Genomic DNA, 19,748 nt, shown 5'->3' with positions numbered 1-19,748 from the left:
CGCGGCGTAGGGCCTTCGCCGGGGCCGATCAGCAGTACGCTCGCCTGGTCGCAAGCCGCCGCAGAGCCGAGCACCCACGTGCTGCACCGGAAGGGCGCCCGGTGCGAGAGCCAAAGAAGTACCAAAGAAGTCCGGCAACTGGCGGCATTCGGACGCACCTCGACGCATCTCGGCAAGCGCGTCACCGCAGGTCAGCGCACCTGTAGGCACCGACCAGCACCCACTGGCACAACCCGGTCCAGAACCCACCGTCTCCGCTTCCACGAGGGCCCGGTCATGGCGACCGGGCCCTCGTCGCGTCCCCGGCCCCGTCCGCAAGATCTGTCCGGATCCCCGCCGCCACCGCGTCGCCCGGCGTTCACGCCCCGTTCGCGCGCGCCCGCCAGCCTTCGCACGACCCCCCGGACCTGCGAAAGGGCCCCGCCGTGCGACCGACCTGGCGACCTCCGGCGACCGCCGCCGCCGTCACCCTCCTGCTCCTGCTCGGCACCGCCGCCCCGGCGCTCGCGGCCGGAGGGACGGCCACCGCGGCGCCCGTCGAGGGCGGGCTGGTGATCAACGAGGTGGAGTCGAACGGCGACGACACCGACTGGATCGAGCTGATGAACACCGGCGCGACCCCGGTCGACGTGTCCGACTACGTAGTCCGCGACAGCGACGACAGCCGGACCGACCGGATCGCCGCCGGCACCGTCATCGAGCCCGGCGCGCTGCTCGTGCTCGAGGGCGACACGGCCACCGACCCCGACTTCACGTTCGGGCTCGGCGGCGACGACGCGGCGCGGATCTTCCTGCCCGACGGGGTCACCCTCGTCGCCTCCTACGCCTGGACCAGCCACGCCGTCGGCACGACGTACGGGCGCTGCCCGGACGGCACGGGCGAGTTCGCCACCACCAGCGCCTCGACCAAGGGCGCGCCCAACGACTGCACGGTCCCGGTGCGGATCAACGAGGTCGAGTCGAGCGGCGGCACCCCGGGCGACTGGGTCGAGCTCGTCAACGTCGGCACCGGCCCGGTCGACCTGTCGGGCTACCTGTTCGCCGACTCGGACGACGCGCACCGCTACCCGATCCCGGCCGGCACGACGCTCGCCCCCGGCGACCACCTCGTGCTCGACGAGGCCGCGTTCGGCTTCGGGCTCGGCGGCGCCGACAGCGCGCGGCTCCTGACGCCGGACGGCGCCACCGTCGTCGACGAGTACGCGTGGACCGCGCACGCGGGCACCACCTACGGGCGCTGCCCCGACGGGACCGGCGAGTTCGAGACCACCGCGGCGCCGACCACGGGCGCCCGCAACGCGTGCGCCGGGATCATCACGTCCGAGGTGTGGCCGGGCGGCGCGGACGTGCGCACGCTCGACGCCGCGGGCACCTACGCCGGCGACCTGAGCGGCCTCGACTACGAGCCGTCCGGCACCAGCGCGCCGGGCACGCTGTGGGCCGTCCAGAACGGCGACGGCCTGCTCTACCGGATCCTCCCGGACGGCCGGGGCGGCTGGGCGCCGGACACCACGGGCGGCTGGGGCGCGGGGAAGACGCTCGCCTACCCGGCGGGCACCGGCCTACCGGGCTCGGTCGTCGACGCCGAGGGCGTGACCCTGGTCGGCGACGACAGCGCGAACGGGGTCTACGTCTCCTCCGAGCGCGACGGCGGCGCGGCCAGCAACGTGAGCCGCCCGTCGGTGCTCCGCTTCGACGTGACGGGCACCGGCACGACGCTGACCGCCACCCGCGAGTGGAACCTCGCCGCGGACTTCCCGGGGCTCGGCGCGAACGCCGGCCTCGAGGGCATCACCTGGGTCCCGGACGCGTTCCTCGTCGCGGAGGGGTTCGTCGACGCCACCACGGGCGCGGCCTACCAGCCGTCGCGGTACCCCGGGCACGGCTCGGGCCTGTTCTTCGTCGGCGTCGAGGGCACCGCGGCGGTCTACGCCTACGCCCTGGCCGACGACGGCTCCTCCGCCCGGGTCGCCACCATCGGGTCGGGCCTCGCGCTCGTCGCCGACCTGCAGTTCGACGCGGACCGGGCGGCGCTCTGGGTCGCGTGCGACGAGGCGTGCGAGGGCCGGATCGCGCTGCTCGAGGTCGACGGAGCCGGCGCGTTCGCGGCCACGCACGTCTACGACCGCCCGGCCGGCTCGGCGAACGTGGCGAACGAGGGCTTCGCGATCGCGCCGCAGGCCGAGTGCGTCGCCGGCGCGGTGGCGACGTTCTACGCGGACGACGCCGCGACGGACGGGCACTCGCTGCGCGGCGGGACGCTCGACTGCGACCCGACGGACCCGGGCAACGACCCCGGCACCGACCCGGGCACCGACCCGGGCACCGACCCGACGGACCCGGGCACCGGGCCCACGGACCCCGGCACCGACCCGGCCGACCCGGGCACCGCTCCGACCACCCCGGGCGCGGCGCCCGCGACCCCGGGGAGCACGCCCGCCCCGGTCCCGGCCGCGGCGATGACCGGGGCGACCCGGGGCGACGTGCGCGCCCCGGCCTCGGCGGCGCCCGGCGCGACGATCACGGTCGTCGTCGGCGCCGAGCACGCGGGCGAGACGGTCGACGTGTGGCTGCACTCCACCCCGGTGCACCTCGGCCGGGTGGTCGTGGCCGCGGACGGCACCGTGCGGGTCACGCTGCCGGCGGGCGTCGCGCCGGGCGTGCACCGCATCGCGGTCGTCGCGGCCGACGGCACGCTGATCGGCTGGGACACGATCACGGTCGCCGCGCGCGGCTCGCGCCTGGCGGCCACGGGCGCGGAGGCCGACGCCGCCGTGGCCGCGGCGCTGGCGCTGGTCACGGCCGGGGTGGCGCTGGTCGGCGTGCGGCGGGCGCGGCGTCGCACGGGGGCGTAGCAGCCGGTCCACGCCGACGGGCGGCCGGTCGCGACCGGCCGCCCGTCGGCGCGTCCGGGGTCGTCAGAACCGGCCGCCCCCGCCGCGGCGCCCGCCGCTCGAGCGGCTGCTCGACCGGCCCCCGCCGGAGCGGCCCCCGCCGGTCGAGCGGCTCCGGGACCGACCGCCGCCGCCGGACCGGCCCCCGCCCGACCAGGACGACCCCGACCGCCGGCCCGTGCTCGAGCCCCAGGTCCACGACGGACCGTCGTCCGACAAGGCCGCCGCCGCGCGCCGCGCCGCGGCGGCGATGTCCGCCTGCGCCGCGCGCTGCGCCTCCTCGGCCCGCTGGGCGGCGGCGCGGAGCACCCGCAGCGCCGTGATCGGGTCGGCGGGCGCGGCCACCTCGCCCTGCGTCGCCAGCCGGGCGGCCTCCGCCAGCCGCGTGCGCGTGGTGGCGCCGATCGACCAGCGGTTGCGGGCCATCGTCGCCTCCACCGCCGCGATCCGGGCGCGGGCCGTCGACGTCGCCTGCGGCAGCCGCTCGATCGCGTGCGCGCGGGCCGCCTCCGTCTCCCGGAGCGGGTCGAGCACCCCGTCCAGCGCCTGCTCCGACTCGCGCAGCGCCCCGAGCACCGCGAGCGGGTCCTGGCCGGCCTGGGCGGACCCGGCCCGGTCCCGCGCGCGCCGGGCCGCGGCCACGGCGTCCGCCAGGCCGGGCGCGTCGAACCGCCCGGCGTCCGCGAGGTCGGCGTCGATCTCCGCGACGACCGCCGCGATCGTCTGCGGCGCGGTCTCCAGGTCGGCGGCGCGGCGGTCGAGGGCGTCGAGGGCGGCCGCGGCCCGGGCGAGCGCCGTCCGCGCCTCGCGGGCGTGGGCCACGGCGGCGGCCCGGTCGTCGTCGACGAGGGCCAGCCCGGACTCCGCCTCGGTCCCCGCGCGGGCCGCGAGCGCGGTGGCGTCCGCGACCACGCCGGGGACGTCGTCGGTCGCCGCGGGGGCGTACCGGGGGCGGACCGCCTCCCACACCGCGCCGGTCTCGGCGGCCCGCCTGCCCAGCGCCGCCGCCTCTTCGCGAGCCGACGCGAGGTCCTGCGGCGCGCGCTCGTGCACCGCCCGGAGCTCCACGAGGGGCCCGCGCTGCGCCGCGAGCGTCTCCTCCACCCGGGCGCAGCCGTCGAGCACCGCGTACGCGAGGCTGCTCCGGCGGACGTCGGTGTCGTGCTCGTCGTCGTCCAGGAGCTGGCGCGACCGGAACGCCTCGGTCAGGAGCGCGCGGGCCTGCGCGAGCGCCGCGGCGAACGGCGCCGCCGCCTCGGCCCCGAACTCGGCCTCCGCGAACGCCACCTCCTGCGCCGCGGCCGCCACCGCGTCGTCGGCGCCGACGAGGGCGCGCGCGGACCGGTCGTCGAGGGCGTCGAGCTCGGCCGCCGCCCGCGCCGCCGCCCGGCGGCTGCGGACCAGCCGCGTGATCCCGTAGCCGAGCAGCCCGAGCGCGCCGAGCACCAGGAGCACCCGCAGCACGACCGTCCCGGCGCCCGCGGGCGGGTTCGCGGCGCGCTCGTACCCCTCCGCCGCCGCGACGGCGGCGCCGGCCCAGTCGTCGACGCGGAGCGCCGGCTCGATGTCGTCCTGCTCCACCCGGGTCAGCGCCGCGTCGTCCACCGCGATGTCGCCGTCCACGGAGACCTGGTACCGACGATCGCCGACGGCGACGGCCAGCAGGATGTCGTCCCGCCCGAGCCCGGACGCCTCGGCGGTGGCGTCCGCCCACGCGCGGTTGCCCTGTCCGTCGAACGAGTCCACGAACACGACGAACAGCTGGTACGGCGACGCCTCGGCCAGCCCGGCGAGGGCGTCGGTGACCCGGGCCTCGTCCGCGGCCGCCAGCACGCCCGCGGAGTCGGTGACGGCCGACGGGAGGTCGAGCGGGGGCTCCGCGACCGCGGGCGCGGCGGCCGGTCCGACGGCGAGCAGGGCGGCGGACGCGACGGCGGCGAGCGCGGCCACGGCGCGGGCGGGGCGGCGGGCTCGGCGGCTGAGAGGCATGCGGGCTCCGGGCGTTCGTGCGGGTGGCGGGCGCCACCCGGGCGGGGGACGGCGTGCCCAGTGTGGCGGGTGGCGGGCCGGTCGGCCCCTACTCTCGGGGGCGGAGCACGACGTCAGCAGGGGAGAAGCCGTGGGAGAGATCGACACGGCGGCCGTTCGCGCGGCCGCCGGCACCATCGAGTCCGTCGCGAGCACCGTGCGGCAGCACGTGCCGTCCGAGGTCGGAGACATCGCCTCTGCTCTCGCGGGGAGCGCCAGCGCGGGCGCGGGCTCGGCCCTGGCCGCTGCGTGGTCCGGCGCCTACACGCGCTGGGCGACGAGCGCCGACGAGCAGGCGACGTCGATGCGCTCCGCCGCCGGTGCCTGGACGTCGACCAACGACGGCGTCGCCACCCGGTTCGACCGCCTCGGGCCGGTGCCCTCCTGATGGTCTCCCCGTCCCAGCTCGCGTCCTGGCAGCCCGCCCGCCTGTCCGAGATCGCCGAGGCGCTCGTCGAACACCGCCGCAGCCTCACCGGCCTGCACGACGACCTCGACGCGGGGAAGCCGCCCGCCTCCTGGACCTTCGAGGACGCGTCGGCCGCCCGGGCCGAGCACGCCCGCCTGGCCGACGCGCTCGCGACCCAGGTCGCCGAGACGACCGGCGTGATCGAGGCCCTCGACGCGGCGGCCACCTCGCTCGCCGCCGCGAAGGAGCTGCTGCAGGGCGCGATGCGCCGCGGCGGCTACAACGGCCTGCACATCGACCATGCCACCGGTGCCGTCAGCCTCGCGCGGAGCTTCGACGACGAGGACGAGCTGGCCTACGCCCGCACCGTCCAGCACGAGGTCGCCGAGCAGATCGAGACGGCGCTCGCCGACGCGGCCGCCGCCGACCAGGCGCTCGCCGCCGCGCTGAACGCCGCGGCCACCACCGACGTCAACGACATCGGCAGCCTGGCCGACCAGCAGGCGGTGCTCGACTTCCAGGCCAAGAGCCCGGCGGACCAGGTCCGGTATCTGCTCGACCACCCGGAGGCGTACGCGCTGCTCGGCGAGCACCTGTCGGACGAGGCGAAGGGCGCCCTCGGCACCGAGGTCGCCGACGGGCTCGACCGGATGGCGCGCGAGTGGCGGGACTTCACCGACGCCGGCACGGTCGCGCAGTACACCGCGCTGCTCGACGCGTTCGGAGACGACCCCCAGGTCATGGCTGCGCTGTTCGAGCGCCTCGGACCGGACGGGCTGCTCGGCGCCTACACCGGGCTCAGCCTCGCGCTGTACGACGTGCCGGACCGCAGCGGGCTCACCCGGCTCGCGGAGGAGCTCAGGTCCGGCCTGCAGGTCGCCACGACCGACCCTCGGTTCGACCAGGAGCTGTTCGGGCAGGACCTGGTCCGCTACGCGACCGCGACGGCGGACCACGACGCCCAGCTCGCGTACGACCGCACGTACGCCGTCAACGGCGGGGAGGGGGCCGTCATCGACTTCCTGCTCCGCGAGGGCACCTACGGTGAGGACTTCGTGCGCGGGGTGACCTGGGAGCTCGACGAGTTCGAGCGCGGTCATCCCGAGCGCGCGGAGCTGTGGACCGAGTCCGCCTCCCTGCGCTCGCCGCTCGGGGGGCTGGGGCTCGATCCCGCGTCGCCGCGGATGCCGGACCCGATGGGCGCGGCCCTGGGGCAGCTCGCGCACTACCCCGCCTCGGGATTGGAGTTCTTCTCCGAGGAGGCCGAGGCCCGGGCGCAGTACTACCTCGCAGACCGGGACTGGCGCGACGGGTTCCAGGGCATCGCGGAGGTGGTGCGGGCCGTCGGGACCGACGCCGACAACCTGAGGTCCGCACCTGCGGACACCGGGATGTTCGTCGCGCGTGCCTTCGACATGCTGCCGCGCAACGAGGGCTTCTCGGTCGAGGGCGCGAGTCTGGCGTCGGAGCCGATCGCCGATCTCCTCAAGTACTACATGCCTGCCCTGGACGCAGCCGTGGCGGCGGGCAAGGAGGGCTTGCCCCCCTGGCTCGACGTCACCTCGAACCCGTACCTGCCACGCTTCGACGACTACCCGATGCTCGACTCCGGGGACGCCACGAGCCTCCTGCGCGTCGCTGTCAGCAGCGAGGAGGGGATGGCTCGGATGGCGGAGGGGGTCGCCGGGTACCGGCACGCGATGCTCGCCGGGGTCACGGAGCATCATCTCAGTGACCAGGGCCTGACCGAGGAGGGAAGGATGGCGGTGCAGAACATCCTCGGCACCTCGGCGCGGGTGGAGGGGGCCGTGCAGGCCATGGTCGGCGCGGTTGCCGTCGAGGGCGCCCGTTCCCAGGACCAGCAGGTGGCCGCGTTCACCAGCCTGGTCTCGGAGGCGGTCGGCCTGATCCCGGTGCCGTTCTCCGACGAGGTCGGCGGCGCGGTCGGCGACCTCGGCAAGAAGGCGTGGGACGCGGCGTGGGGCCAGGTCACGGAGATCCCGACGGACCGGGTCACCGACGCGTTCGGCAGCAATGAGGCCGCGGCGCGCGACGCCGCGACCGGTGAGGCGATCGACGGCCGGAACAAGTCCGTGATCTCGTCCTACCTGGCGCTCGTGAATGCCGGCGTGGTCGAGGTCCCGCCGGAGATGCGCGATGTCTGGCAGCCGGGTGGGCGGCTGATCACGATGGGCGACATCGAGACCCCCGCCATCAGCTCGTACTTCGAGAAGGCCCGGCACGCGATGATGGACCTCGTGGACGAGGAGTCACTGCTGGGGATGTACCAGGACCCCTTCGTGGGGTTGGGGAAGTGACAGGTCCGTCGTCGGACGGGGCGCGGCGCGTCGGGGTGCGGTCACCTGGCCGGTGGCTGGTGGGCGCTGCTGTGGTCGTCGTGCTCGTCGCGGGTGGCGTGGTCGCGGCGCTCGCGCTGCTGAGGGCGCCCACCCTTCTCGACGCGGACGACTTCGTCGGCGTCAGCTCGATCGCCCAGGACGCCGACGCGGACCCGGCACCCGGCTGGGTCTGGTGCGACACGATCGCCCCCAGCATGTGGGAGCGCGGCGAGCCGCCGGCCACCTCGCTCGTGCTCGACGACGGCTCCACGATCGGGGCGACCCTGATCGAGCGGCCGCTGGGCGGGCTGACGGCCGGCAAGGTGCTCTCGAACGCGTCGGCGGCGGCCGAGTCGTGCGGCGCCTCGCACCTCGTCGACGAGGGCTTCGCCATCGAATCGCTGAACGGGCTCGCCGCCGGTGAGGTCGGATGGCGCTCCGCGCGGCACGACGGCCGGTGGGGTGAGTACGTGCTCGTCGACCTGGACGGTCGCCGGGTCCTCGCGGTCGGGTTCGAGACCGAGGCCGACGAGGCTCCGCTGCCGATCGACGACCTCGTCGCGCTCGCCCGCGAGGGTGCCGAGCGGTTTCCCAGGGACGGCTGAGCCGCAGCCCGGAACCCGCCTCAGCGCGCCCCGCAGCGCGCCTCCGTGCAGGCCAGCGCGCGCGACCCGCCGGCGGCCCCGGGCGGGTCGAGCACGGCGACGACCGGCCGCCCGCCCCGCAGCGCCAGCGCGATCGGGCGCAGGCCCGCGTCCGAGGCGAGCACGCGGCGCTCGACCGCCCCGCACGCGTCGTCGACGCAGGACAACACCGCGAGCTCCCGGCGGTCCGGGTCGGAGGTGGCGACCAGCGGCCGGCCCGTCGCGTCGACCGCGAGCGTCCCCATGCCCTGGGACACGCCCTCCAGCTCGATGGTGTCCCACGACGAGCAGGTGGCGTCGGCGCAGCGCAGCAGGCGCGCGGTGCCGTACTCCCTCTGCCGGAGCAGCAGCCAGACGGTGCCGTCGTCGGCGACCGCGACGTCGGCACCCGCGAGGGTGGCGTACTCCGCCCCCTCGGTGCCGGGGTCGATCTGCCGGGTGGTCAGCTCGCCGTCCGGGGTCTGCACGAGCAGGGCGAGCCCGCCGGGCACCGGGTCCGGGTCGGGCGCCGGGTCCGTGCCGGGCGCCGGGTCCGTGCCGGGCGCGCGCCCCGACTCCAGAGTGCTGCCGTACGCCGTCGCGTAGGCGGTGCCGTCCGGCCCGATCGCCACGTCGAGCACGGGCTCGTCCGCGACGGGCGCGAGGGTGTGCGCGGTCTGCGTGACGTCGCAGCCGTCGTCGGCGGTGCACCGGGCGAGGAACAGCGGCCCGGTGGTGAGCCGGTCCAGGGTGTAGCTCGCCGCGACCACCACGACCCCGTCCCGCTCGGCGACGGCGATCGGCGCCCGGTCGAACCGCTCGCGGTCGGGCTCCGCCAGCGTCGCGCCCGGCTCCGCGACGACCGTCAGGTCCGTGGCCGGCTCGGCCTCCGGGAAGACGAGCCACTCGCCGTCCCGCTCGGTCTCCTGGGTGCTGTCCGAGACCGCGACGTGCGCCAGGTCGCCGGGGCGGTAGGCGGCGAGCGTGAGGGACTTCTCGTCCACGGTGTAGCCCTCGCTGGACCAGCGAGCGACCCAGAGGAGCGAGCCGTCCTCGCTGACCGCCGTCGCCCTGCGGCCGCCGATGCCGGTGTCGACGCACCGCGACCCCTGGCAGAGCGCCGTCTTCGAGGTGTACCAGGTGCCGGCGTCCTGCAGCATCAGCACGTCGCCGCCGGCCGACGCGACCGGGACGTCGAGCACGGTGCCGGTGTCGAGCTGCTGGTAGCGCACGAGCCCCGACGGCACGAGCGCGACCAGCAGCGCCGGGACCAGCACCGGGGCCAGGAGTGCGGTCGCGCCGACCGCCCACCGCCGGCTCCCGGCGCGGCTGAGCGGGGCGCGGACCGGGGCGTCGAGGCCGCGGGTGGCGTCGTCCACGACGAGCGCGAGCACGGCGAGGACCGCGGCTGCGGCGAGGGCGAGCAGCAGCGCGGACGCGGCCCAGACCGGCAGTCCGAGCGCCGACCGCTGCCAGGTGAGCAGCACCCCGGCCCCGCCGACGACGACCCCGCCGAGCAGGGCGACCCGGCCGAGGTGGCTGTCCTGGCCCCAGGCGTCGGGGACGTCGACCACGCCCCGCCGGGGCCACGAGCCGACGACCAGCAGCCGCGCCGACCGGCGGACCAGCGGCTGGAGGACGGCGACGGCCACCGCGGCGGCCAGCGTGGCGAGCGCGAGGTCGAGGACCGGGCCGCCGGGCACCTCGACGCGGACGAGCAGGGCGGCCGCACCGGCGAACGCGCCCGCGGCGGCGAGCTGCAGCAGCAGGCCGGTGCCCGCCAGCGCGAGCGCCGCGGCCGGGTACCACCGCGGCCAGGTCGCGACCGCACGCCACCGGACCGGGAGCCGGGCGGCCTCGAGCGCGAGCACCGTCAGCGCGGCGCCGACGCCCCACAGCGCCGCCAGCTCGACGACGAGGAGCGACACCACGAGCCGGACCAGCGGCAGGGACCCCTGCACGGAGGCGGCGGCCAGCACGCCGTCCCGGACGACCGCGCCGGCCCTGAGCAGGTCGACCGCCTCCCACGCGGTGACGAGCAGCAGCCCCACCGCGACCGGCGCCGCCAGGGCCAGCAGCGCGCGGCCGGGGCGCAGCCGCGCCACGACCACCGAGCGGTCGTACACGGGCGGGGTCGTCGGCTCGGGAGCGGGACTCACCTCGGGCCGGTCGGCGACGGTTGCTCCGTCCTGCGCGCGCTCGGCGTCCTGCACCCGTGCTCCTCACCGGCACCGCGCAGCGGCCCGTCGTCGGGCGGGCCCCCTGCCCGCGTGTCCGTCGCGCCCGACCTGCCAGGACGTGGCCGCGACGCCCGGAAGTGTACGGACGCGCGGGTGGGCGGCGCGGGCGGGTCCCCCGGTCGGCTGCACCCGGCCCTCGCTACGCTCCCCCCCATCCGGCGCCGCGACGGGGCGGCGCCGCGGGCGGCGGGGGTGTGGCGCGTGGACGCGGACGTCATCGTGGTGGGCGGCGGCCTCGCGGGTCTGGTCGCGGCCGACGAGCTCGTGCGGGCCGGGCGGCGGGTGGTGCTGGTCGAGCAGGAGAGCCCCGCGAACCTCGGCGGTCAGGCCTGGTGGTCCTTCGGCGGCATCTTCCTGGTCGACAGCCCGATGCAGCGCCGGTTCGGCGTCCACGATTCGCTCGACCTGGCGTGGCGGGACTGGCAGGGCACGGCCGGCTGGGACCGGCTGGACGGCGACCTGCCCGAGGACGCCTGGGCGGTGCGCTGGGGCCGCGCGTTCGTGGAGTTCGCCGCGGGCGACGCGCTGCCCTGGCTGCGCGAGCGGGGGGTGCGCTTCACGCCGGTGGTCGGCTGGGCCGAGCGCGGCGACGGGCTGCCCGGCGGGCACGGCAACTCGGTGCCGCGGTTCCACGTGCCGTGGGGGAGCGGGACCGGGATCAGCGAGCCGTTCGCGGACCGGGTGCGCGCGGCCGCGGCGGACGGGCGGCTGGCGCTGCGGTTCCGGCACCGGGTCGACGGCCTGGTGCGCACCGGCGGCGCGGTCACCGGGGTGCACGGGGCGGTCCTGGCCGGCGACGACGCCCCGCGCGGGGTGCCGACCAACCGCGACGTGGTCGGCGACTTCACGCTCACCGCGCAGGCCGTGGTGCTGGCGACCGGCGGCATCGGCGGCGACCACGACCGGGTGCGTCGCTGGTGGCCGGACCGGCTCGGCACCCCGCCGCGCACGATGCTGACCGGGGTGCCCGCGTCGGTCGACGGCCGGATGCTCGACATCGCGGCCGCCGACGGCGTCCGCCTGGTGAACCGGGACCGGATGTGGCACTACACGGAGGGGATCGCGAACTGGGCGCCGGTGTGGCCGGGCCACGGCATCCGGATCCTGCCCGGCCCGTCGCCGCTGTGGTTCGACGCCCTGGGTCGCCGGCTGCCGCCGCCCGGGCTGCCCGGCCACGACACCGTCGGCACCCTCCGGCTGCTGCGGGCCGACCCCGACCTGCAGCCGTACGACCACTCCTGGTTCGTGCTGACCCAGAAGGTGATCGAGAAGGAGTTCGCGCTGTCCGGGTCCGAGCAGAACCCCGACATCACCCGGCGCGACTACCGGCTCCTGCTGCGGACCCGGCTGGGCCGCGGGGCGCCCGGCCCGGTCGAGGCGTTCAAGGAGCGCGGCGCGGACTTCGTGGTCGCCGGGACGCTGCGCGAGCTCGTCGCCGGGATGAACGCGCTGACCCCCGAGCCGCTGCTCGACCCCGCGGCGGTCGAGCGCCAGGTCCGGGAGCGGGACGGCCAGGTCGCGAACCCGTTCGCGAAGGACGCCCAGGTGCAGAGCATCCGGAACGCCCGGCGGTACCGCGGGGACCGGCTGCTGCGGGTCGCCCGCCCGCACCGGGTGCTCGACCCGGACGCGGGCCCGCTGATCGGCGTGCGGCTGCGGGTCATCACGCGCAAGACGCTCGGCGGCATCCAGACCGACCTCGACGGCCGGGCGCTCGGGCTCGACGGGGCGCCGGTGCCCGGGCTCTACGCCGCGGGGGAGGCGGCCGGGTTCGGCGGCGGCGGGGCGCACGGCTACCGCGCGCTGGAGGGCACGTTCCTCGGCGGGTGCCTGCTGACCGGGCGGACGGCCGGGCGGGCGGTGGCGGGGACGCTCTGACCGGGCGGGGCCGTGCCCGACGGCGGCCCGGCCGTCCCGACCCGGCTGAGGGTTCCGCCGGCGGGCCACGTACCTGCCACGCACACGGACCGCGTCGCCCGGGTCGCGCCCCGCGCGCGCCCCTCAACCGCCCGCCGTCCCTGCCGCTGAGTGGTCGGGCCGTCCTAGCGTCGACAGCGTCGCGGGCCGCGAGGGACGCGCTCCGGCGCCGCGACCGGCGTGCAGTGCGCGCGGCCGCGGCGGGGATTCGTCTCCAGGGACCCCGCCCGCCGCGCACGACCGGCCAGGGTCGTCCGCCGCCGTGCCCCGCCGGCACGCTGCGCCCCGCCGGCGGGGCGACGCGTCCCGCGCAGACGCGGCGCACCGGCGCCGCCCGAGGACGACGGGGGTGGACGGACGTGCAGAGGCTGGTGTCGCGGGTGGTCGCGGCCGCGATCGCCGTGACGGTGGGCGGCGTGCTCGGCGCCGGCGCGCTGGGCGCGTCGAGCGGCCTGCCCACCGCGGGCCTCGACCTGCGCGAGGGCGCGGGCGGCCGGGTCCACGTGCCGGTCCCGGCGCCCGGCGCGTCCTCCACCTTCCACATCACCGCGCGACCCGTGGCCGGCGGGCCCTCCGCCCTGACCCTGGTGCTCGGCGACGCCGCCGCGCCCGCCGGCGCGGACCTGGCGCTCACCCTCAGCGACGACACCGGCGCGGTGCTCGCCGCCGGCAGCACCGCCGGGCTGCGCGGGGCGCGGGTGGCGCTCGGGCTGGTCGGCGACGAGCCGGTGACCGTGCACGGCACCGCGACCCTGCCCGAGTCGGCCCCGGCGACCGCCGCCGGCGGCACGCTCGCGCTCCCCGTCCGGATCGCCACCGCGCCGGACGCCGCCCGCTGGTCGCCCGGGACGGTGCGCCGCGCTCCGGCGGGCGACGGCACCGCGACCGGCCCACGCCTGGTCGTCGCGGCCCCGGGCGTGCCCGCGACACGGCCGCCGACGACCGCCTGACGACCGCGACCCCGAGGAGACCCCGTGCGCCACACCCGCGACGAGCCGGTCGAGCTCGCCCTCGCCCGCCCGGTGCGGACGATCGCCGAGGCCCAGGAACTGCCCGGCGGCACCGCCTGGGAGCCCAAGTGGGACGGCATGCGGGTGCTCGCGCTCGCGGACGGCGCCGCCACCGCCCTGCGCTCCCGGCACGGGGAGGACGTGACGCTCGCGTTCCCGGAGGTGGTCGCCGCCGTCGCGGCGCACGTCCCCGCGGGCACCGTGCTGGACGGCGAGCTGGCCGTGCGGCGGTCCGGGCGGCTCGACTTCGCCGCGCTCCAGCACCGGCTCGCGACCCGGCGGACCGCGGGCTACGCCGCGGAGCACGCCCCGGCCGAGTACCTGGCGTTCGACCTGCTGCGGCGCGAGCACGTGGACCTGCGCGAGCGGCCGTTCCTCGAGCGGCGGATGGCGCTCGAGGAGCTGGCCGGGCCGTGGGCCGCCCCGCTGACGCTGTCGCCGGTGACCGGGGACGTCGAGGTGGCCGCCGGCTGGTTCCGCGACCTCGCCGGCACCGGCGTCGACGGGCTCGTGGCGAAGGGGCTCGACCAGCCGTACCGGGGCGGCGCTCGCGACTGGCTCAAGGTCAAGCACCGTTCGGTCGTCGACCTGGTGGCCACCGCGGTGACCGGGCCGGTCGAGCAGCCGGACGCCCTGCTGCTCGCGCTGCCGGTCGACGGCACGCTGGTGCCGGTCGGTCGGTCCCGGCCGGTCGGCCCGGTCGCCGGGATCGCGCTCGGGCGGGTGCTCGCGCCCTCCGCCCGCACCGCCGCGACCGCCGGCCCGGCGTCCACCGTCGCGACCGAGATCGCGCCGCTCGTCGTCGAGGTGTCCGCGGACGTGCGGTGGTCGCGCGGCGCGCTCGTGGGCCCCGCCCAGTTCCTCCGCGCGCGGCCCGAGCTGCACCCGACGGAGGTGCACCCGGAGCCCGCCGGGGTGGCCGGTCCCTGACCTGCGGTTCCGCGCCCGGCGGGCGCCCGGGTCACCCGGTCGAACGAAATCGGACGAAACCACACATACCCGGAGGAAAGCGGGCGTACAGTTCGGCCGTGCCCCGTATGCCGGAGGACCCCAGCGGTCTGGCTCTGGCGCGCCCCGTGGCCGGCCTCGACGACACGGTCGGCCTGCCCGGCGGCACCGCCTGGGAGCCCAAGTGGGACGGCATGCGGCTGCTCGCGCTCGCCGACGGCCCCCGCACGCTGCTCCGGTCCCGGCACGGCGCCGACCTGACGCGCGCCTTCCCGGAGGTGGCCGAGGCCGTCGCCGCGCTCGTGCCGCCCGGGACGGTGCTCGACGGCGAGCTCGTCGCCCGCAGCGCGGGCCAGGTCGACTTCGGCGCCCTGCAGCGGCGGGCGAGCGCCGCGCACCCGGGCGCGTTCGCCGCGGCCCTGCCCGGCGAGTTCATCGTCTTCGACGTCATCCAGCGCGAGCACGTCGACCTGCGGCCGCGGCCGTTCATCGAGCGCCGGATCGCCCTCGAGGAGCTCGCCGCCGGCTGGCACGGCGCCCTCTCGACCTCACCGCTCACCGGCGACGCCGGCCTCGCCGCGCGCTGGTTCCGCGACCTCGCCGGGCTCGGCGTCGACGGCCTGGTGGCCAAGGGGCTCGACCAGCCCTACCGCCCGGGCACCCGCGACTGGCGCAAGGTCAAGCACCGCTCGGTCGTCGACCTCGTCGCCACCGCGGTGACCGGCTCCGCGACCCAGCCGGGCGCCCTGCTGCTCGCGCTGCCCGTCGACGGCGAGCTGGTGCCTGTGGGCCGGTCCGGCTCGCTCGGGCTCGCCGCGGGACTCGCGCTCGGGCGGCTCGTCACGCCGCTCGGGCCGCCCGGTGCTGTGACGTCGGCCATCGCCACCCGGATCGCGCCGCTGGTCGTCGAGGTGTCAGCGGACGTGCCGTGGGCCGACGGGGCGCTCGCGCGGCCGGCCCAGTTCCTCCGGGCGCGGCCGGAGCTGCACCCGGTCGAGGTGGAGCCGGACGCGGTGCTGGTGGGCTGCGGCTGAGGGGTGGCCGCGTGCGCGGGCGTGGCCGCCCGGGTCAGCCGGCGTCGGGCAGCGAGCGGGACCGGCGCTCCGCCGCGACCAGGCCCAGCACGACCGCCGCGCCCACGGCGAACGCCGCCGCGGCCAGCCCCACCTGGTCCCCGGGCGCGAGCAGCGTGCGGTCGTCCTCCTGCCACGGCCACAGCGCGCGCAGCGCCCCGGCCATCACGCCGGACAGCAGCACGAGCGTCGGGCGGCGCTGGTGCTCCAGCAGCCACTGCAGCGCCTTCACGAAGCACGCCAGCCCGATCACGATCCCGGCGAGGAACACGGCCACGTAGCCCCAGTCCCGGTCGTTCAGCGCGGCGAGCGTCGGCTGGTAGAGCCCGAAGGTCAGCAGCAGGAACGACCCGGACGTCCCGGGCAGCGCCAGCGCGCACGCCGCCACCGCCGCGGCCACGAGCACGACGGGGTACGTCGGGCTGAGGTGCTGCGGTGGCAGCCCGACGAGCAGGAACACCGCGGCCGCGACGACCAGCGCCCGCGCGACCTCGCCGGCCGACCAGCGCGCGCCGGCCATCCGCACCGGCACCACGAGCGCCGCGGCCGTCATCCCGAGGAACAGCCCGTACAGCGGGACCGGGTGCTCCTCCAGCAGCGGGGCGACGAACCGCACGGTGATGAGCAGCCCCGGCACCATGCCGATCACCAGCGGCACGATCACGGACCAGCGCACCTTCCGGAGCTCCGCGCGGGCGCGGGCCCGGTCGGTCGCGGCGAGCCGCAGCGCGGAGATCGCGTGGCCGGCGCCGGTGACGGCGGTCTCGTAGACCCCGGTCACCAGGGCGACGGTGCCGCCGCTGATGCCGGGCAGAGCCTCGGCGGCGCCGACGAGGGCGCCTCGGGTGGCGGACCAGGCGGTGCTGGTGGGGGACGTGGTGGCGGCGGGGGCGTCGTCAGGCACCCGGGCGACGCTACGTGGCGCCGGGGGCCGGAGGCCAGGCGGCGGGGCACCTACGCAGGTCCCCGGGTGCCCGGTGTGCGGGGTGTGGCGGGGCGCACGTCGGCCGGGTTTGGGCAAGGGGCACTGCGACCTGTACTCTCTTCAACGGCCCTCCGGGGTCGATGCGCCCGTAGCTCAATGGATAGAGCATCTGACTACGGATCAGAAGGTTGGGGGTTCGAGTCCCTCCGGGCGCACCCACGAAGCGAAGGCCCAGCACCTGGACGGTGCTGGGCCTTCGTCGTTCCGCCAGGAGCCACGTTCTTGCAGGTCAGCGGACCGTGACGCCCCGGACACGGCCGCACCAAAGGCCGACGTCACCGTCGATGTCGAGCCCGTAGGGCCGGCGTCCGTGTCGCCCCCGTCACGGACCCCGCGGATCCAACAGGGCAGCGCTTCGTGAACGTTCCCGCCGACATCGCCGCCCGCGTTCTGGAGGTCGTCGACCAGGCGACGGCGGATAGCCGCCCGAACGGCGAGCAGTCGCTCATGCGGTGGCTGGTGACCGCGGCAGGCGAGCTCGATGCCCGCCTCGTGGGCTCTCTGTCACATGGCTACCTGCGCTTTGACGGCATCCAGATCCAGGGGTGACCGGCGTGGTCGGCGCTGCTCGCGAGGCTGGCATGGGACTGGCCCTCGGCCACGACTCACGGCGTCGCGGAAGTCTGGAGCGGATGGGACGCGTCGTTGCCTCACTGGACCGGTCGGGCGAGCGCAGCGGAGAGCGCGACTCAGTCCGACAGCGACGTCGTCGGGCTGTGGTCGGACTGACGGTGCGGAGGCACGGGTAGCACGAACGGAGAGGCTCGCCGTGCGATGGTCGCCCTTGCGGTCACCTAGCCGCCAAGATCATGCTCGATCGGCACCTGGCAGTGTTTCGACAAGGAGGTCGTACGAGTTAGGGCGCGGTCTCCAGCCGGACATGAGGAGATTCGCTGCCACCTTCAAGCGGGCACAGCGCACAGGACGAGTCGCGAGGGTCACGGGACTTGTGTCGCGCCCGGATTCGGAACACAGGCTCGGCCGCGCGCGGAGCACATCGTCCGACCGACTGGCATGCGCGCAGCGGCGGGTCCCGGCGCTGGACAAGTGAGCCACTGACCTCGTCAGCAGCCGAGCACCGGCGAGGCGCACCTGTGCGCCCTCGCTGCGAACTTGAGGGCAGGTACTCCTACTTCTCCTTGCGGACGCCCTTGAACGCGCCGCCTGTAGACTTCACCTGCACGAACCGGCCCGTGGTTGCATCGCGCTTGACCCACGTGCCAGACGATGTGCGCACCTGAGTGCGCCCGGTGACCGCTCCACTTCGTGAACCACGTCCCGTGTTCTTGGCCATGACCCCTCCGTCCTACCCTCGGATGCTATCGATCAGGCTTGCCGGCGACCAGCACAAGTAGAGCGCGACGGCCGTTCCGAGCAAGAACAGCAACGCAGCGGCGACGACGCCGCTCGACGCTAGGCGCACCCGTGACGCCACCGAGGTCTGCTCCCGGGCAATCAACAGTGAAGCGGCGAGCGCAGCGGGACCAGCGATCAAAGCAAGTTCGTTGAGCTCGCGGATCCGTTCGTTCCACATGGCAAAAGCGAGCAGCACGAGCATGACAGAGAGCACATACGGGACGCCTTGGAGCCGCGACAACGGCCGAACTCGGAACTTTAGCGTGATTCGATAATCGCGATCAGAGCCATGGGCGTACATCGACCAGAACTGCCGAGTGCTTCTCCCGGTGAAGGCTCCATACGTCACCGCGCCAGTTCCCGGCTGGACCGCCTCGACGCGCCGCCCTAATTCCACACTGGGATCCGCGACCTCGAGTGCTACGTGGTTACTCACCGCGTCGGCTATGACCAGGTCTTGTGACCCCGCGCCCGACCAGAACGACAAGGACAGATTTCGCCGCTCGGAGTAAGACATGACGAACGGTTCACGCAAAGGCACCTTCGTCGCAACGATCAGGTCGTAGTAGTCGCCGTAGTCGGCGACCGAGGCCAGCAACTCGTCAACTGCACCAGGCTTGCCTGAGACCGAGGCGGCGTCCGCCGATTGAATGAGGTGGGAGTACTCGCGGATAACCGCATCAACTGATGGCGGCGTCGCCTCGGTCGCACCTACATACTCGGGAATTGCGAGCACTGGCAATCGTGTCGGGCTCCGCGGACTGTCTCGATCAAGTTTCCGGTCGATCACCTGTGCGACTTCACGGCTCGCGCCTATCCAGTTGTCGTAGTGACTGACGCCGGCTCCGTTGAGCCCGTCGCTCAGATACTCGCCGATCTCGAAGTTCGACTGCTCTTTAGCCTCGCGATCAGGTGTCCGCGGCATACCGAACATCGCAACGAGGAAATCAACACATTGATCCGAGACTGGAAACCCAGCACTCTCCGCAAGGTCCCGAATGAACAATGCTTGGCGAAGCGCGATCTCTTGGCGGGGCAGGAGGTAGGCAGCACCAAACGGCCCAGTGACGTCGAATTCGAAGAGGGGCCCTCGGGGAACCGGAGCGACGTTCAAAGCCAGCATCGCGAACTTCGCTCGTCGCGCAGCGCCTGGAAGCAGCTCTTGCAGAGGTGCGCACTGCAGTGACCGCCGGCGCCGGCAGCTGGACTCCCCGTCGATCTCGATGTGCTCCACAGCGCGGGTTCGCCACTCGAGCGGGTGAGCCAGAAGCGCCGCAGTCGCCTCTCTATCGTCGATCAGGTCGACTGTGTCGCCGCCTCGCTTGCCGAACATCCACTACCTCCGACTCACGTTGCAGAGCATCGTCCGACTTCACCGCTGTCTTCGGCGTACGGCTCGCCGCGAGGGCTTCAGATCAGAACGCCGACTTCCGCACAGGCAGGGTCGTCAGCTCACGACCCGACGAGCTACGCCAGCACGCCGCACGACCCACGCGACCAAGGCCGCGAACGCCAACGCACAGGCCGTCGCGCGGCCAGCGTGCCCGGTGGCGGTCGTGACGACTGTGGCGAGAGCGGCGGCGAGCGCGATGCCCCCGAGACCCACGGTGTGTCCGATGTGCTCGGTCAACCAGTCGTCCTGGCGAGTGGCGAGCACCGCCACGACGACCGCGAGCAGGGCCGGCACTCCCAGGAGGACCACGAACCACCACACCCGAGCCGCGGCTGCCTCGTGGGCCCAGTCCCACGCGATGCTCAGGTGTGCTGAGGCGGCTCCGACGTCGGGAGCTGCGGCGAGCACCCACTGGCCGAACACGGTGATCAGAACGCCAGAGACCACACCGGCCGCGTACTTCATCGCTACCTCCGGACTCGAGATCAGTGCTTGGATCCTGCACTCCTGCACTGACATCGCTCCTTCGGGAA

Annotated in this window: 14 protein-coding genes and 1 tRNA gene; 10 read left to right on the top strand and 5 right to left on the bottom strand. The window is 75.6% G+C overall.

The window, feature by feature from the left end:
• The first annotated feature begins 425 nt into the window (after window positions 1-425).
• Window positions 426-2,855: a lamin tail domain-containing protein gene (locus VER05_RS14865; RefSeq protein WP_324846113.1), complete on the top strand. Its 2,430-nt coding sequence runs from the start codon at window positions 426-428 to the stop codon at window positions 2,853-2,855.
• A gap of 63 nt (window positions 2,856-2,918) precedes the next feature.
• On the opposite strand, the gene VER05_RS14860 is transcribed toward VER05_RS14865, so the two are convergent.
• Window positions 2,919-4,883 carry a TPM domain-containing protein gene (locus VER05_RS14860; protein WP_324846112.1) on the bottom strand — a complete coding sequence of 655 codons (1,965 nt, stop codon included), beginning with the start codon at window positions 4,881-4,883 and terminating at the stop codon, window positions 2,919-2,921.
• Between the two features lie 130 nt (window positions 4,884-5,013).
• Here VER05_RS14860 and VER05_RS14855 point away from each other — a divergent pair, with 130 nt between their 5' ends.
• From VER05_RS14855 to VER05_RS14845, 3 genes are read left to right on the top strand one after another with little or no spacing between them, the layout of a single operon-like run.
• Window positions 5,014-5,310: a hypothetical protein gene (locus tag VER05_RS14855; RefSeq protein ID WP_324846111.1), complete on the top strand. Its 297-nt coding sequence runs from the start codon at window positions 5,014-5,016 to the stop codon at window positions 5,308-5,310.
• Complete coding sequence (locus VER05_RS14850; RefSeq protein ID WP_324846110.1) at window positions 5,310-7,649, top strand: hypothetical protein; 2,340 nt, start codon at window positions 5,310-5,312, stop codon at window positions 7,647-7,649. Before VER05_RS14855 ends, VER05_RS14850 begins: the two co-directional genes overlap by 1 nt.
• 59 nt (window positions 7,650-7,708) lie before the next feature.
• Window positions 7,709-8,275, top strand: coding sequence for a hypothetical protein (locus VER05_RS14845; RefSeq protein ID WP_324846109.1), 567 nt, complete (start codon window positions 7,709-7,711; stop codon window positions 8,273-8,275).
• 20 nt (window positions 8,276-8,295) lie between these two features.
• Here VER05_RS14845 and VER05_RS14840 read toward each other — a convergent pair whose 3' ends face one another.
• Window positions 8,296-10,506: a hypothetical protein gene (locus VER05_RS14840; RefSeq protein ID WP_324846108.1), complete on the bottom strand. Its 2,211-nt coding sequence runs from the start codon at window positions 10,504-10,506 to the stop codon at window positions 8,296-8,298.
• Between the two features lie 228 nt (window positions 10,507-10,734).
• On the opposite strand from VER05_RS14840, the gene VER05_RS14835 reads away from it, so the two are divergent.
• The 4 genes from VER05_RS14835 (at window position 10,735) to VER05_RS14820 (ending at window position 15,442) form a co-directional block, all read left to right on the top strand.
• Window positions 10,735-12,411: an FAD-binding dehydrogenase gene (locus VER05_RS14835; protein ID WP_324846107.1), complete on the top strand. Its 1,677-nt coding sequence runs from the start codon at window positions 10,735-10,737 to the stop codon at window positions 12,409-12,411.
• Window positions 12,412-12,809: 398 nt separating this feature from the next.
• Window positions 12,810-13,400: a hypothetical protein gene (locus VER05_RS14830; protein WP_324846106.1), complete on the top strand. Its 591-nt coding sequence runs from the start codon at window positions 12,810-12,812 to the stop codon at window positions 13,398-13,400.
• A gap of 24 nt (window positions 13,401-13,424) precedes the next feature.
• The gene (locus tag VER05_RS14825; RefSeq protein WP_324846105.1) at window positions 13,425-14,390 is read left to right on the top strand and encodes an ATP-dependent DNA ligase; all 966 of its coding nucleotides are present in this window, start codon (window positions 13,425-13,427) and stop codon (window positions 14,388-14,390) included.
• Window positions 14,391-14,497: 107 nt separating this feature from the next.
• The gene (locus VER05_RS14820) at window positions 14,498-15,442 is read left to right on the top strand and encodes an ATP-dependent DNA ligase (RefSeq protein WP_324846114.1); all 945 of its coding nucleotides are present in this window, start codon (window positions 14,498-14,500) and stop codon (window positions 15,440-15,442) included.
• A 34-nt stretch (window positions 15,443-15,476) separates the two neighbouring features.
• Here the strand turns inward: VER05_RS14820 and VER05_RS14815 are convergent, their stop codons facing one another.
• The gene (locus tag VER05_RS14815; RefSeq protein WP_324846104.1) at window positions 15,477-16,385 is read right to left on the bottom strand and encodes a DUF368 domain-containing protein; all 909 of its coding nucleotides are present in this window, start codon (window positions 16,383-16,385) and stop codon (window positions 15,477-15,479) included.
• Window positions 16,386-16,548: 163 nt separating this feature from the next.
• Here VER05_RS14815 and VER05_RS14810 point away from each other — a divergent pair.
• A tRNA-Arg gene (locus tag VER05_RS14810) sits at window positions 16,549-16,621 on the top strand.
• 202 nt (window positions 16,622-16,823) lie between these two features.
• Complete coding sequence (locus VER05_RS14805) at window positions 16,824-17,015, top strand: hypothetical protein (protein WP_324846103.1); 192 nt, start codon at window positions 16,824-16,826, stop codon at window positions 17,013-17,015.
• A 757-nt stretch (window positions 17,016-17,772) separates the two neighbouring features.
• Here VER05_RS14805 and VER05_RS14800 read toward each other — a convergent pair.
• Both VER05_RS14800 and VER05_RS14795 read right to left on the bottom strand, forming a co-directional pair.
• The gene (locus tag VER05_RS14800; RefSeq protein WP_324846102.1) at window positions 17,773-19,155 is read right to left on the bottom strand and encodes a hypothetical protein; all 1,383 of its coding nucleotides are present in this window, start codon (window positions 19,153-19,155) and stop codon (window positions 17,773-17,775) included.
• Between the two features lie 114 nt (window positions 19,156-19,269).
• Window positions 19,270-19,748: hypothetical protein (locus VER05_RS14795; RefSeq protein ID WP_324846101.1), on the bottom strand; the 479-nt coding region annotated here is incomplete at its 5' end.

The sequence above is a fragment of the Cellulomonas sp. genome (assembly GCF_035634735.1).
Classification (GTDB): domain Bacteria; phylum Actinomycetota; class Actinomycetes; order Actinomycetales; family Cellulomonadaceae; genus Cellulomonas.
Note: the sequence above shows the minus strand (reverse complement) of the source record. Positions and strands in the feature narration are given on the sequence as shown.